Annotated in this window: 15 protein-coding genes; 4 read left to right on the forward strand and 11 right to left on the reverse strand. The window is 59.3% G+C overall.

Annotated features, from left to right (window positions below; all coding sequences use genetic code 11):
• Positions 1-146: 146 nt before the first annotated feature.
• The 8 genes from JFU57_RS33225 to JFU57_RS03720 form a co-directional block, all read right to left on the reverse strand.
• Positions 147-743, reverse strand: coding sequence for a hypothetical protein (locus JFU57_RS33225; protein ID WP_242487425.1), 597 nt, complete (start codon positions 741-743; stop codon positions 147-149).
• Positions 740-1,111 carry a hypothetical protein gene (locus tag JFU57_RS33185; protein WP_207202149.1) on the reverse strand — a complete coding sequence of 124 codons (372 nt, stop codon included), beginning with the start codon at positions 1,109-1,111 and terminating at the stop codon, positions 740-742. The genes JFU57_RS33225 and JFU57_RS33185 overlap by 4 nt, the downstream gene beginning before the upstream one ends.
• Before the next feature lie 2 nt (positions 1,112-1,113).
• Positions 1,114-2,640, reverse strand: a complete 1,527-nt coding sequence (locus tag JFU57_RS03695) for a DUF3631 domain-containing protein (protein WP_201128186.1) — start codon at positions 2,638-2,640, stop codon at positions 1,114-1,116.
• On the reverse strand, positions 2,637-3,515 hold the full coding sequence (locus JFU57_RS03700; RefSeq protein WP_201128188.1) for a toprim domain-containing protein: 879 nt from the start codon (positions 3,513-3,515) through the stop codon (positions 2,637-2,639). The genes JFU57_RS03695 and JFU57_RS03700 overlap by 4 nt, the downstream gene beginning before the upstream one ends.
• Positions 3,515-3,748: a helix-turn-helix transcriptional regulator gene (locus JFU57_RS03705; protein WP_201128190.1), complete on the reverse strand. Its 234-nt coding sequence runs from the start codon at positions 3,746-3,748 to the stop codon at positions 3,515-3,517. The genes JFU57_RS03700 and JFU57_RS03705 overlap by 1 nt, the downstream gene beginning before the upstream one ends.
• Before the next feature lie 139 nt (positions 3,749-3,887).
• The gene (locus JFU57_RS03710; RefSeq protein WP_201128191.1) at positions 3,888-4,793 is read right to left on the reverse strand and encodes a DUF6387 family protein; all 906 of its coding nucleotides are present in this window, start codon (positions 4,791-4,793) and stop codon (positions 3,888-3,890) included.
• 98 nt (positions 4,794-4,891) lie between these two features.
• A complete protein-coding gene (locus JFU57_RS03715) occupies positions 4,892-6,136 on the reverse strand; it encodes a tyrosine-type recombinase/integrase (RefSeq protein WP_201128192.1) in 1,245 nt (414 codons plus the stop codon).
• 302 nt (positions 6,137-6,438) lie between these two features.
• On the reverse strand, positions 6,439-6,762 hold the full coding sequence (locus JFU57_RS03720) for a hypothetical protein (RefSeq protein WP_201128193.1): 324 nt from the start codon (positions 6,760-6,762) through the stop codon (positions 6,439-6,441).
• 304 nt (positions 6,763-7,066) lie between these two features.
• On the opposite strand from JFU57_RS03720, the gene JFU57_RS03725 reads away from it, so the two are divergent.
• From JFU57_RS03725 to JFU57_RS03740, 4 genes are all read left to right on the forward strand, one after another.
• Positions 7,067-7,471, forward strand: coding sequence for a hypothetical protein (locus JFU57_RS03725; RefSeq protein WP_242487424.1), 405 nt, complete (start codon positions 7,067-7,069; stop codon positions 7,469-7,471).
• A 180-nt stretch (positions 7,472-7,651) separates the two neighbouring features.
• Complete coding sequence (locus JFU57_RS03730) at positions 7,652-8,827, forward strand: GGDEF domain-containing protein (protein WP_201128194.1); 1,176 nt, start codon at positions 7,652-7,654, stop codon at positions 8,825-8,827.
• A 179-nt stretch (positions 8,828-9,006) separates the two neighbouring features.
• On the forward strand, positions 9,007-9,378 hold the full coding sequence (locus JFU57_RS03735) for a cytoplasmic protein (protein WP_078471619.1): 372 nt from the start codon (positions 9,007-9,009) through the stop codon (positions 9,376-9,378).
• Positions 9,379-9,388: 10 nt separating this feature from the next.
• Positions 9,389-9,838, forward strand: a complete 450-nt coding sequence (locus JFU57_RS03740) for a DUF3828 domain-containing protein (RefSeq protein WP_078471618.1) — start codon at positions 9,389-9,391, stop codon at positions 9,836-9,838.
• A gap of 111 nt (positions 9,839-9,949) precedes the next feature.
• Here the strand turns inward: JFU57_RS03740 and nirK are convergent, their stop codons facing one another.
• From nirK to JFU57_RS03755, 3 genes are all read right to left on the reverse strand, one after another.
• Positions 9,950-11,041 (reverse strand): copper-containing nitrite reductase, encoded by a 1,092-nt coding sequence (gene nirK, locus JFU57_RS03745; protein WP_201128195.1) that lies wholly within the window; start codon positions 11,039-11,041, stop codon positions 9,950-9,952.
• A 109-nt stretch (positions 11,042-11,150) separates the two neighbouring features.
• Positions 11,151-11,876, reverse strand: coding sequence for a hypothetical protein (locus JFU57_RS03750; RefSeq protein WP_201128196.1), 726 nt, complete (start codon positions 11,874-11,876; stop codon positions 11,151-11,153).
• On the reverse strand, positions 11,873-12,691 hold the full coding sequence (locus JFU57_RS03755; RefSeq protein WP_201128198.1) for a YfaP family protein: 819 nt from the start codon (positions 12,689-12,691) through the stop codon (positions 11,873-11,875). The genes JFU57_RS03750 and JFU57_RS03755 overlap by 4 nt, the downstream gene beginning before the upstream one ends.

The raw sequence follows: 12,691 nt of genomic DNA on the forward strand, positions 1-12,691 counted from the left end.
CGGAGTTCAGGCACTCTGCAGAAACTTTTGCTCAGTCCAAGATCTCGTGACGAATCTTATCCTGCGCTCGCAACTCTTCGGCCAGCTCTCGCAGCAGCGACCTCATCCCGCCTGTCCAGGCATTGCGCGATGCAGCGGCCTTACCCTCAGCGCTTCGCGGCCCGGTGCTTTGCTCCCATGGGCGCCATTGCCGGATCAGCTCCGCCTGCCGTGCTCGTCGCTCGGGTGTCCAACCGTTCGCCATGCTCAACCTCCAATAGTTCGTTCTGCACTTTTTTGGTTTTCCGCGTGCGCGTAAGACACGCTTGAGTGCCGTTGTTCACCTGGACCTGATTGCCGATATTGGCCTGCTTCACAAAGGCAATCTGCTTCGGCGCTTTGAGTTCGGCCAGGGTCTGCAAGGTGGCGCGGCTTTGGCTCTGTGCCTTGAGCGCCAGCCGCAAAAGCTTATCCACTCGGTCCAAATGATTTGCCACCATTGCTTTACCCGCCAGATTGGCAAACAGCCCATCAAGGGTATGTGCCTGAGCCAAAAGCATGTTCTCCGCACGGGTCATGTCGCCGCTGTTCATTGCGGCGGTTTGGCGCTTGAGCTCCTCCACGACCTCAGTAACCGGCTCATCAAAGTGCTTGCACGTGACCAGCACGGCGGCGCTCAGGCACTCCGGAGTGAGCGCTATACGGGCCTGAAATTGAGACTGCGTTTCATCGTCGAGCTTAGGAATACTGAGTGATTCACTCATGAGGTCGACTCCATCGAGGTGTGGTCATAACGCTGGCGCAGCGCTGCCCCTGTTGCACAGTAGCGAACTGTCGGTGCGTGACAGGCACGGCAGCTCATCAGATGGCCGATGTACAGGTTTCGGGACTGGTGCCATTCAGATGAGGCCGTGGCAGCAGTGCGGATGACATATTGCGCCTGCTTCTGCTGCGGTATTGACGCGATCTGCGGATCGTTGGCGACTTCCAATTCGGCCAGAAGCGCAACGCGGTGATTGTTCAGATACTGGCGGTGCTCGTCGGTGATGCGCGACGCTGGGGTCACGCGCAGTCGCTTGCCCTCCAGCTCGACGACCAGGCCAGCCTGGCGCAAATAGTCCAGGGCGGCCACGGTTAGAAGTACTCCGCAGTGTTATCTTCGAGTTGTACCACCTTTTCATCCGCTACAACGCTACAAGCCTCGGAACTGCTGGCTTTCAGGGTGTTTTGCTTCGCTACAGACGTGACCTGTGTAGCGTTCGAAAAGTTGCTCAAAGCCATATGATTGCTGGGCTGTAGCGTTGTAGCGGTAGCCGCGGGAGTGGTGGCGGGAAGGTAGCGCTTCCATACGTCTTCGAAGTCGCTAAGCTCGAAGCCTTTTTTAACAACTGCACCGATACGCACGTCTTTCGACTTAACGCCAAAACCCTCCACGCGACCGGTGAGCTGACGGCGAGTCATAGGACGGCCACGGTTCCAGGTTGCCCAAGGCGCTTCCTCATCAGCCAACAATGCAGCGAGAAGGTCTTCTCCGAACATTTTGAGCGCATGCTTTTCCGTGAAAGCGGTACGAATGTCGTTCAGCAGTTCGGCATCTACGCTCGGAGCTTCCTCCTCCAGGCCGTGAAGCGTGATCGCAGACTGACGAGCAAGGCGCAACCAGTCACCACCAGCGACTTCCGCAATCTTCAGAAGCGGTTCCCAGCAATCATTGGCCCGGTCATTCAAACCTTCGATCTCTGCCGGCCTGGCGAGGCGCACTGCATCCCGGTTGTCGATAGCGAAGCGAGCCAGCTTGCCCGCCAAGGTTGCGAAGTGATGCGCATCGGCGTGGCGAATCTTCACCGTACGCTCCCCCGGCAGTTTGCGACGCAGGCGAAGCGGAATGCTGCGATCAGCGAGAGTGTCGGCAATTTTACCGATGCCGCACAGCGCCTTCGCGCCCCACACGTTAAAGCGGGTTGGCATGTGATCATCGCCCACACACCGAATCACGTAAGCCGTGTCACGGGTGAAGCCGGCATTCAGGATTCCTCGCGCTTCTTCATGTGCGGCAAGGAAGGCATCCACCTCGTCAAGCATCAAGGACGGCGTCCACAGCTCCAAGGCACGGAACAGTGCAGCCGGGGCGATGTTGGAAACTGCCAACGGACGATAGACCAGCCGTGCCAACACACCCAGCATCACTGTCTTCCCGCAACGCTTTTCCGGGGCGGTGATATTAGCGATGGGCGCTACGTCCACCACGTCGATAAACCAAGTGAAGGTAACCCACAGCGCAGCGGCATGGATTGTCGTCGGATCGGCAATGACGTGGTCACGGATGGCAATTGCCACTTCGTGCAAGAGTGCGGCGCCGTCCACCGAGTCGGGCCAAAACATCACCTCGGGGAAGAGCTCGGCGTTGCCGGTTTCTTTGGGACTGCTGGTGCTAGTCAACTTATCCAGGTCGGCCATGCTCACGACACCACATTCCTTGATGGCCTGCCGGTAACGCGCCCAACGCGCCGGGGCGGTATCCCGTACTTGGCGAAGAAGCGCCAGCACCTCAGCTTCAAACACGGCACCGGGGTCTTGCTTAAGCTTCGAAATGGCGATTGCGATAGGGTCGGGCGCAGGCAGTGCCTCGGGCACGAGCGGGCTTATGTTGGATGCGCTCATGCGTTGGCCTTCCGCCATTGGTGCAGATCGTTGAAGTCGGAAAGCTCCAGTGGCTCGTCACCAGACCAGGGCGGGAAGATCAGCCCACAGCCCAGCGCTGCAGCGGCCATGGTGGCGGCAGTCCTGCCTGGGTTGCCTTCGGTCTGGCGGTCGTCGTCGCCGGCGACGATAAGCACGGCGTCTGAGTGTTGGCGCTGTAGTCGCTGGCCAACGCCCAAGAGGTTGCCAGCATTCATTGCACAAGCCACGGCGGCCCCAGTTTCGGCATGAATGGTGGCGCCAGTGGCCCAGCCCTCGCAGTAGTACAGCGGCTGGCCAGCGATGATGATGCCCAATGGCGAATAGCACCCCTTAAACATGCCGCCACGCAGAAAACTTTTACCTCCGTTCGGATAAATCCGTTGCAGGCTAACCAACTGGCGATTCAGGCACAGCGGAACCAACAACACGTCGCCGCGCTGGCGCAGGGTGTATGGCTTAGTACCCTTGCGGGTCAGATAGGGGTGATCGGGATCAGCCGGTGCGCCAGCATTCCACAAGCGCACAGCTTCGACGGTGGCCGCCTGTTGACGCTTACGCAGCTCGGCCTCCCGCAGCTGCCGGGCCTGCTTGAAGCGCTGGGCGATCATCTGTGCCTCCAGATCATTGAAGGGCTTACGGCTGCGCCATTTGTAAACGCCACCGGCCTTCCAGCTACCGAAACAGCCCGCAGCGATGCGGTCGGCAAACAGCACATACCAGCCGTTCGTACTGCCCGTCTTATCACCAGGGACATGGAAGCGATGGATATTGCCATCTGGCATCGGCAGACAATCAATCGGGCCATAAATGGCTTGGAGAGCATCATGAAACAACAGGGAGTGGCCGCTTTTCATTATTGGCACTCCAACTGCTCGGAAATCCAGGCCTCTACCTCCAACGAGTCCCAGCCAACAACATGCGCGCCAGCGATACGGCGGGCTTTCGGAAATCGGCCCTCTTTCATCAAATTATAGATTTTGGAACGCCCCAAACCCGTTGCAAACTTCACAGTAGGGAGTCGCCAAATCATGCGCTGCTGGGGCTGAACGGCGGTCTGGTTGGCATTTGCTCTGTTAGTGGCAGCCATTGTCGTCTTCCTCTCGACGCCACAGCGATGTGCTGCAGCTGGCTACACATTGAATAGACCAAAGTGGGTGAATTCGATCTGAGATTCGACAGTCGAGCGTTTGCACAAAGACTCAATCCTTGAGTCTCTGTGCAAAAATTCAGTCATCGAAAACTTCTGGATTGGCCCGCGCCTCGAAAGCAACCAGCGCTTGAAACGCCGACAGACTACTCATCAGTTCGGCAGCCAACGGGGCTAGGGTAGTGCGGAGATTACCCTCACCAGCGTCATAGCCGCTTATCGCTGCAGACATTACCCGGTCGATAATATTGGTATCGGTTTCCATCGACCAGATCAGTAGGTCGAGATACGGCAACAACCCGTAACGCGCCCAATTTTTATAAGATGGTTTTTCACGCTTGGCTTTGGCCTGCTGGTTGGCTCGGACCTCTTTGAGACACGCATCAAATGCTCGTTTAATCTCGCCATCGGTTGCACCGAGATTAACCATTACTGCCGCTCTGGTTACTGACTCAAGTGCAAAGGGCCGATGGTATACAGCCTTACGGCTGACCTCCTCGAGCTGAAAAGTATCTATGTAATCTTGTAACAGGGACGAGCTCCCAGCCCTGCTTTCCGCCATGGCCCCCTGTACCAGTACGCCGCGTAGATCACCTATGGTCATGATCGTTACAGGATGCGCCTTCTTGATGTATTCATGATCCAATTGTTCAACAGCAAATGGGGCAGCGCGCAAAGCGGCGGCAGCCTTCCCAACCCCTTTTCTCCATTCAGCCATGGCTTCGGCGTGATCGATAGCGACCTCTCCGGAGAACAATAATGCTCCGTCCGGTACCATTTCACCGCTCTCATCTTTGTAGGTGATTTCCTTGACGATGGCGCGCGCTATAGTCTGACGAACAGGGTATTCCGGATTGTTCATCAGCAACCACTTTCTATAAGCCAGTTGCTCAAACCACTCTTTCTCCCCGAACGTTTCAGCCTGGCGGTACTTCTCCAGATCGAACCAAAGCGGCAAGTCTTTTACTCGGTCAATTTTTTCCACTGCTGCGCCTCCACAGGCGACCTACATGAGTAGTGACCAGTCAGCAGGATAGGCAATCCCGCTTTTCGCCCAAGCGGACTAGAGTGGTCGTGATTTGATCAGGCGCGCTTGAAGTCGCCTTGAATGACGTTTGCCGATGGCGGAGTGGTAATGAATTTCGCCCAATCAGCCATCAATGCGCGGCGCTTCTCGATGAAGTCGGATCGGGAGTAGGCGGCCTCGGTCTGGTCACGTTCGTCGTGGGCTAAGGCCAGTTCGCAGATTTCACGAGGATACTGAGTGTATTCGCTTGCCCAGTCACGGAAGCTCGACCGGAAGCCGTGACGGGTCACGTCGTCATGCCCTAAGCCGTGCAACAGGTTGCGGATGGCGTTGGCATGCATAACGCCAGTCTTGCCCTGACCAGGGAAAAGGTAGGAGCTATCCTCGTCGGACCGCAGAGCTTTTAGCAGTTCGACTACCTCAGGAGCCAGGGGAATATTGAAGGCTTGGCGCATTTTCATCCGTTCAGCAGGCAGCGACCAAATACCGGCCTTTAAGTCGAACTCTGACCATTTTGCAAAGCGGACCATGAGTGCGCGCGCGCCAGTGAGGATTAGCAGGCGGGCTGCCACAGAGGCGCGAGAATCGTCCATCGTCAGCCTGACCATAAGCGTCGGTACATCCTTCCACTTCATTGCTGGGAAGTGCTGGCGCTGGCGGGCTTTTTTCTTTTCCACTTTGCTCAGCAAGCTGTCCAAATGCCCGCGCCAGCGTGCCGGATTGTCACCATCGCGCAGCTTGTGAGCCTTGGCGGCATCTAGGACCTGCTCGATTTGTCCGCGCACCTCGTCGGCGGTACGGGTCTTGGTTGCCCAGATGGGGCGAAGCACTTTCAGGACCTGCTCGGTCTGAATCTCGGCAGCAGGCAACTTGCCGATGATGGGGAAAACATACAGCTCCAGTTTTCGTAGCCAGCCTTTACGCCATTTTTCCGACCATGCAGAACCATGAGCATTCCGGTATTCGGTCGCCAGCGACTCAAAGGTCACACGACGCGTTTGCGCTTGTCGCTCGGTTTCGCGCCTTGCTTCTCGCTCTTCATTGCGGGCCGACAGAGGGTCAGAACCAGCAGCCAAAACCTTGCGTTGATCTGCAGCCAGTTCGCGGGCGTTCGCGAGAGTTATGGTTGGATAAGGGCCCAGGCCCATTTCCCGACCTTTACCTTCAAGCTTGTAGCGGAAAATCCAACTGGACACGCCCGCTTTGCTGATCTGGAAATACAAACCATCGCCGTCGTTGGTTTTACCTGTGTATCCAGATCGGACAAGTGATTCGATTGCCTTGATTGTCAGCTTGCCCATAAAGCCCTCCCGTTCCGACCCACACCTTGACCCACACCTAAATCGCGGATTCTAGCAATTTGCTGTGGACATCTGAGGACTGATAGTAGGCGTAAAACCCCGTAATATCTAGGCCTTGTGGATTTATGGAGAAAGCTGTGGATCTATAGAATGCCGGCCACAAGCCGGCTTTTTAATGCCTTTTTGAAAGCCATCCTTATCCGCCTGAATGCCACGCCTCTGCTCGAACAGGGGCCCGGCACCGCGCCCGCCTGCCCGATAAGCTCCTCGACATCATGCCAACGGCTTAAAAAGGCGCTGCCTCACCAAAAGCGCAGCTCACCACCGGTCATGAGAAACACCAGGGCCATCCCGAACGACCCAAAAAACAGCGGGGCCACGGTGATCACGATTTGCAGGATAACCGCAGCCTTGCAAGCGCCAGACAGGCCGTAGCGCATCCAGTACAGGACGTGAAAGATCATCGTCAGGCCGTTGGCAACCCAGGCCGCGCCGATGGCCAGCATGTAGTTTTGCTGGGCGATGCGCAGCAACATGATCAGCACACCGAAAATGGCGACCAGTGACGAGGCCACAATCAGGCGTGACGGGCCCGAAGACACAGGTTGTGGGGCAGGTGTGGGCATTGGGGTTCCATCCGTGTAAATGTGAGCAGATTCCTTCCCCACGCAGCTCGCTACAGCAGGAGCATGCCGACTGGACACTGGCCACGGGGTATTTCCGGGCGCGTATTTAACACCACATCCGGCTGTGGCGCCCAAGCTATTGCGCTTGCCCGGCCACAGAGGCGCCAACCTGCAGCCATTGCACGGCTGACTATCAAGAAGATGCGAAGTCGCTCGAAAAACACCACGGGCCCCGTATGATTGCCCACCGCTTCAGCGCAACGCACGACCGCGGGCTGATGCTCCTTCCTCTTCCAGGCTTGTCATGAAAAAAATTCCTGTTTCAGTATTCCTTGCCTTGAGCCTGACGGGCTGTGTGGGTGCCTGGGTCGACACCACCAGTAAAACCACGAGCAAATCCAGCGCCCACGATCAGCTCACGTCTTACAACGAAAAACCGCTGATTACCCGTTCGGAAAAATCGCCCTCGACCCGCGAATGGTGCGGCACCACCTTGTTGGTCGTGATTATTCCGATCCCGCTCAAGTTGCCGGTCTGTGAGTCCTACAGCGAAATTGCCTATGGCAAGAACGTCTATGGCGTAGAAAAACCGCTGCTTTACACCAGCCAGAGCATGACCTCGACGTTCTACGCCTGCGGCCCCTTCATGTTTATGGCGCCGCTGATGCACAGATACCAGGGCAATGCCTTGTGTGGGACATTTCCTTGAAGAGCTGCACCGCCGCTTGTTAAAAAGCCGGCGCAGGGCCCCAATGCACACCCGCTGCCAGACTCCCCAGGGCATGGGATGTCGCTACACTTCTGGCGGTCGATACCGGCGCGCGGTCCGGCTGGTGCCCCTCCCCACTGCCGGCAAACCTCAGCACGATGCTGAAAGAGATCCAAGGACATGGCGCTGCACATCCAAACCCTGCTCGTGGTCGCGGTCTTCATTTTTTGCCTGATGGGGTTGCTGACCTTTCATGCCTGGTGTCGGGAAACCCGCGAGCGTCCGCTGGCCTACCTGTGCGGCATGATGTTGCTCGCCGCCGTGGGCGTGGTGCTGGTGAGCGCGCGAGGCATGGGCATCGATCCGCTGCCGGTGGTGCTGGGCAATATGATCCTGCTACTGAGCGCCGCGCTGAACTGGACTGCCATGCGCGTGTTCAATGGGCGCCAAGCCTCGGTCCCGGGAATTCTCGCCGGCGCAGGCACCTGGTTTCTGCTGTGCCTGACCCCGGTCTTCTACTACTCGCTGGAGCTTCGGGTTTCCCTCTACTCGCTTATGACCGCGACGTACGGCGTGCTGACCGCGCTGGAGTTCTGGCGCAACCGCCGGCAACTGGAAGTGGCTTACCTCCCCGCGCTGACCCTGACCTTGCTGCACACCGCCTTCTATTGCGTACGCAGCGTTGTCGATCAGGCATTCCCACTGGACCAAGCGCTTACCGGCGATGGCGAAGGGGTGCCGTTTTTCTCGTTCATGCTGTTCGAGTCGATGCTGTATGTGATCGGCATTGCCTACGTGACCCTGGCCATGGTCAAGGAGCGGATCGAACTCAAGTTCAAGGCCGCCGCCCTGTGTGATGCCCTGACCGGCATCGGCAACCGCCGCGCGTTTATGCTCGGTGCCGAGCGCGCCCTGCTCGACTGTCAGCAGCGTCAGGTGCCGGTCGCGTTGTTGCTGTGCGACCTGGACCACTTCAAGCGCCTGAACGACAACTTTGGCCACCAGACAGGCGACCTGGCCTTGATCGCCTTCAGCCAAGTGCTGGCGCAGCAACTGCGTACCCATGATGTGTTTGCCCGTATTGGCGGCGAAGAATTCGCCTGTCTGCTGGCAGATACCGATCAAGCCAGCGCACTTTCGGTGGCCGAGGGCATTCGCAACGGCTTCGCACAGCTGACCATGCTCGAACCTGGCTTGCTCAGCGTCAGCATCGGCGTGGTGACCAGTGAGGAGGCCGGGTACGAGCTGCCACGCCTGCTCTCGCAGGCGGATCAGGCGTTGTATGGTGCCAAGGGGCAGGGTCGCAATCGGGTGCAGGCGGTGCCGCGGGGGGTAGCGGAGGCCCAATCAGGCTGAGTCAGGTGAACGTTGCGCCCATCCCACTGAGGGCGCGACCAGCCTGATCTTGCTGATTGCGCTTGAATGAACTGTGACCCATCCCCCAAAGCCCTATAAAAAGGCACTTGGCCAGTATTTCCGGCAGTGCCATCGCCCGCATAAACTCCCCGCTCTCAAGGACTCTCGGATGACAAGGAATGTGGAATAAACAAGCCGCTATCAATCACTTGAACTCGCATGCTCACGCCGGCAGTACGGGGCGCTGTGCGGCCTATACCCGCCAGGCGATCGAAGCCGGCGGCGGTGGCGTGATTTTGCACAGGAAGCACTCGGCCAAGGACTTTGGCTCATCCCTGACCTCCGCCGGTTTTGTCGAGCAGCCGGCCGGCCAGGCCCCTGAAGCAGGCGACGTGGTGATCATCCAGCCCATTCCCGGCCATCCCCATGGGCATATGGCGATGTTCAACGGCAAACTCTGGGTGTCAGACTTCAAGCAGTTGCATGGTTTCTACCCGGGGCATTCCTATCGGGTGCAGAAACCCGACTACAAAATCTATCGCCATCCATAAGGGGTCATCCATGAGAATGCTTTTCTGCTCGCTGCTGGCTGCCGTCGCCTTGCATCAGCCACTGGCCCTGGCGGACTGCGCCAGTTCGCCCAAGCCGGTCACCGAGGCGTTTTACAACTGGTATCTGCAAACCTACAGCCAGGACAAGGATCCGCTGACCGACAGCGTCCCGGAGATGAAGAAGTATGTCTCGGACGCGCTGATCACCAAGATCAAGAAGCAGATGGCCAGCCCCGATGGCCTGGAAGAGGACTACTTCCTCAAGGCCCAGGACTACATGGATGAATGGCTGACCCAGATCAAGGTCAGCGAGCCGCAGATCCAGGGCTCCAGCGCCAAGGAACAGGTCACCCTGGGCAGCACCCCGGACACCACCCAGATCCTTGATGTGCAGATGATCAAGGATAAGGGCTGCTGGAAGATCGACGACGTGCTGTCCACCGCCGACCAGAGCGACTGACCGGCCGCCGCCGTCAAAAGAAGCACCGATTGCGGCTGAGCGCAGGTCGTCGAAGCGACCGACCTGCGCTGCCGATGTGCGCTGGCAGCAGCCGCGCAGACTCCACTCAACCTACGGTTTGACCGGTGCTATCGGCCCCGGGGCTTTTACCTGGGTCATCAGGTCATCGTCCCACTGCCCCTCGACCTTGACCTGGGCCAGGGCGCCCAGCTCCATAGCTTCGATCAGGTTGTGGTTGAGGTACACGTAAGTGCCCGGTTGCTTGAAGGTGTAGAGCGCGGCCAGGGCCGAACCGCCGGGAAGGAACCAGGTCTCCAGGTTGCGCTGCGGGGCATTGGCGAATTTGCCGGTGGTCCAGACCCAGTCACCATGGCCGCCGATCAGGTGTGGACGGCTGTCGCGATTGGCCTGGGAATGGATAAACAGCACGCTTTCGCCGACTTTGGCGGTCAGCGCGTTGGCGCCGGTCAGCGCGCCGACCCGACCGTTGAACACGATATGGCTCGGGGTCAGGGTGCGCATCACTTCGCGGGTGTCCTGGTAGCTTGAGGCCAGGTCCGGATAGTCCTTGTAGTGCCCGTCCTTATCCTTGGGGATATACAGGTCGAACTCACCGATGGTGTAGGCGCGGTCATAGTGCAGGGGCTTGCCGCCTGGGTCTTTCAAGCCGTCACGGGGCAGCACCATCAGGGTCCCGCTCATGCCCGAGACCACATGCCAGGGGACCATCCCCGCCGGTGCGCAGTGGTAGACAAAGGTGCCGCTGCGGTCGGCCTTGAAGCGCAGGACCACTTCCTGGCCCGGCAGCACCTGGGTCAGCGCAGCGCCGCCCAGGGCCCCGGTGGCGGCATGAAAGTCGATGTTGTGCGGCATGGTGTTGGTGGCCGGGTTGCTCAGGGTCAGCTCGACGTAGTCGCCCTCATGCACCACCAGGGTCGGACCGGGCATGGACCCGTTGAAGGTCATGGCTTGCAGCGTGGTGCCCTGGTCGTCGATGACCATCTTTTTCTCTTCGACACGCATGTGAAACTGCATGACTTTCGGCGGCCCGCTGACCACCTGGTCATGGGGATGCACCTGGGGCGGTGTCACCAACTCCACCTTGACCCGTTGCAACCCGTCGGCGCCGCCGGCCAGTACCGAGGTGACGGCACAACCGCAGGCCACCACACACACCTTCAACCACGACTGAAAAGCCCCCATGTGCATCTCCTTGCCAATGAACGGTGATTCATTGCAAAGCAAGCCCGGGCGAGTCGTATTGTCTTGCGGCAATAAATCACGCTGGCGCCCTGCCAGCGCACGCACTGATTCAGGGAAAGGTGATCGAGGACACGATAGCGGTGATCTCGGCCAAGGTCCGCGGGCTCAGTTCCAGAGGCTGTGGATCGTTTTCCGCGGCGCCCAGCAGCACGTTATCGCCGTGCACCAGGCAAAAGCTGACACGGCCGAAGCTGTCCCGGCCCGGGTTGCGAAAACCGAAGATAAAGCCACTCCAGTTGGCCCCTTGCAGGGGCTTGAACACATAGCTGTTGGCCGGGCCGGCCTGGGGGCTCGGGACCCAGCCGTGTCCGGTGAGGGTGGCCGGACATTTGTGTTCGCTGTCCTGGCGCAGGGACTCGATAGCCGGGTTGTATTCTTGCGCCGGGTCCGGCGTGTACGGCCCCTGGAAGCTGAAATACTCCGGGCTGTCGCACATCAGGCCGAACCATTTGTCCTGGCGTGCACCGGGTTTCCTGAAGCTCCAGGCATAGCCGGAATTGGTTTGTGCCTGCCACAGATAGGGTCGGTTGCGCGCCCGATCGCCGCGCTTTGCCTCAATAAATAAGGCATGGGGAGTGACGAATGTCAGGGACTGCTGCTCAGCCAGTGGCAGGCTGAATTGGCAGCCGTCCAGGTGCATCACGGCCACCGCAGGCCCTGAAGCCGAGGCGGACCACCCGTTCTGATTGCCCACTTCCACCGTCGCCGCCATGGCCGGCACACAGATCAGGGCCAGGACCGCGCACCAGCCGCGTGCCTTGCACGGCGCCGTCACGGGTAGCTGAAGCGCTTGACCAGCGTCAGCTCACCCGGAGCGCGCATGGGCACGATAAACGACTCAGTCTTTTCATTCGGCGTGCCTTCCTCGGTGATCAGCGTGACCTGGGCGGTGGTCAGCGGCTGCAACGCGTCAGACTGGCTTTCGTCGTCATCGTCGGTGCTGCGATAACCGCCGCCGTAGTAGTTCACGTACACCAGGTACTGGCCTTTGAGCGGCGCCGGCATGGCGAAGATTTCCGGACCGTAGCCGGTGGTCACGTCCACATCCAGGGCCGCACCGTTGGGCGCCACGCGGTCGCCGTACCAGACGTGAGCGCCGTCTGGGGTGATCAGGTGCAGGTCGAGGTCGGTGTTGTCGCTGTCCCAGGACAGCAGCACCCGCAACTTCGGTGGCGTGGCGCCGCCGCCACTGTTGAGAAACTGCACGCGCTTGCGTTGCTGGCCATCGGCGCTGCGCACTTCCACGCTGTTGCTGCCGTTGGTAAAGGAAAACGGCCGATCGAAGCGCCCTTCGCCATCCAGTTTGAGGGGCATGGCAACGCCGTTGACGATCAGTTTGCCCGGCTCGCCGCTGGCCTTGGGCGCGCCTTTGATCTGGCCGCTGATGCGCGCGGTGTCGGACTGGCCGGCCGGGGTGTTGACCGATGAGGCCGGGTAATTGACGGTCTGCTCGAACAGTTCGCCATCGGCCGCGCCGGTGCGCCAGCCGCCGCGTGGGGTGTCGAGGTGAATGCTGCTGTCGGCCAGGGCCGGCGCCAGGGTGAACAGCCCACAGAGCAGCAGAATGACCGGGGGATAAGGAAGTTTCAT

This window comes from Pseudomonas sp. TH07 (assembly GCF_016651285.1).
Classification (GTDB): Bacteria; Pseudomonadota; Gammaproteobacteria; order Pseudomonadales; family Pseudomonadaceae; genus Aquipseudomonas.

Excerpts from the sequence above, each read along its gene's own strand:
- JFU57_RS33225 (WP_242487425.1), bottom strand. The coding sequence starts at position 743 with ATGAGTGAATCACTCAGTATTCCTAAGCTCGACGATGAAACGCAGTCT.
- JFU57_RS03695 (WP_201128186.1), bottom strand. The coding sequence starts at position 2,640 with ATGAGCGCATCCAACATAAGCCCGCTCGTGCCCGAGGCACTGCCTGCG.
- JFU57_RS03700 (WP_201128188.1), bottom strand. The coding sequence starts at position 3,515 with ATGAAAAGCGGCCACTCCCTGTTGTTTCATGATGCTCTCCAAGCCATT.
- JFU57_RS03705 (WP_201128190.1), bottom strand. The coding sequence starts at position 3,748 with ATGGCTGCCACTAACAGAGCAAATGCCAACCAGACCGCCGTTCAGCCC.
- JFU57_RS03715 (WP_201128192.1), bottom strand. The coding sequence starts at position 6,136 with ATGGGCAAGCTGACAATCAAGGCAATCGAATCACTTGTCCGATCTGGA.
- JFU57_RS03720 (WP_201128193.1), bottom strand. The coding sequence starts at position 6,762 with ATGCCCACACCTGCCCCACAACCTGTGTCTTCGGGCCCGTCACGCCTG.
- JFU57_RS03725 (WP_242487424.1), top strand. The coding sequence starts at position 7,067 with ATGAAAAAAATTCCTGTTTCAGTATTCCTTGCCTTGAGCCTGACGGGC.
- JFU57_RS03730 (WP_201128194.1), top strand. The coding sequence starts at position 7,652 with ATGGCGCTGCACATCCAAACCCTGCTCGTGGTCGCGGTCTTCATTTTT.
- JFU57_RS03735 (WP_078471619.1), top strand. The coding sequence starts at position 9,007 with ATGTGGAATAAACAAGCCGCTATCAATCACTTGAACTCGCATGCTCAC.
- JFU57_RS03740 (WP_078471618.1), top strand. The coding sequence starts at position 9,389 with ATGAGAATGCTTTTCTGCTCGCTGCTGGCTGCCGTCGCCTTGCATCAG.
- nirK (WP_201128195.1), bottom strand. The coding sequence starts at position 11,041 with ATGGGGGCTTTTCAGTCGTGGTTGAAGGTGTGTGTGGTGGCCTGCGGT.
- JFU57_RS03755 (WP_201128198.1), bottom strand. The coding sequence starts at position 12,691 with ATGAAACTTCCTTATCCCCCGGTCATTCTGCTGCTCTGTGGGCTGTTC.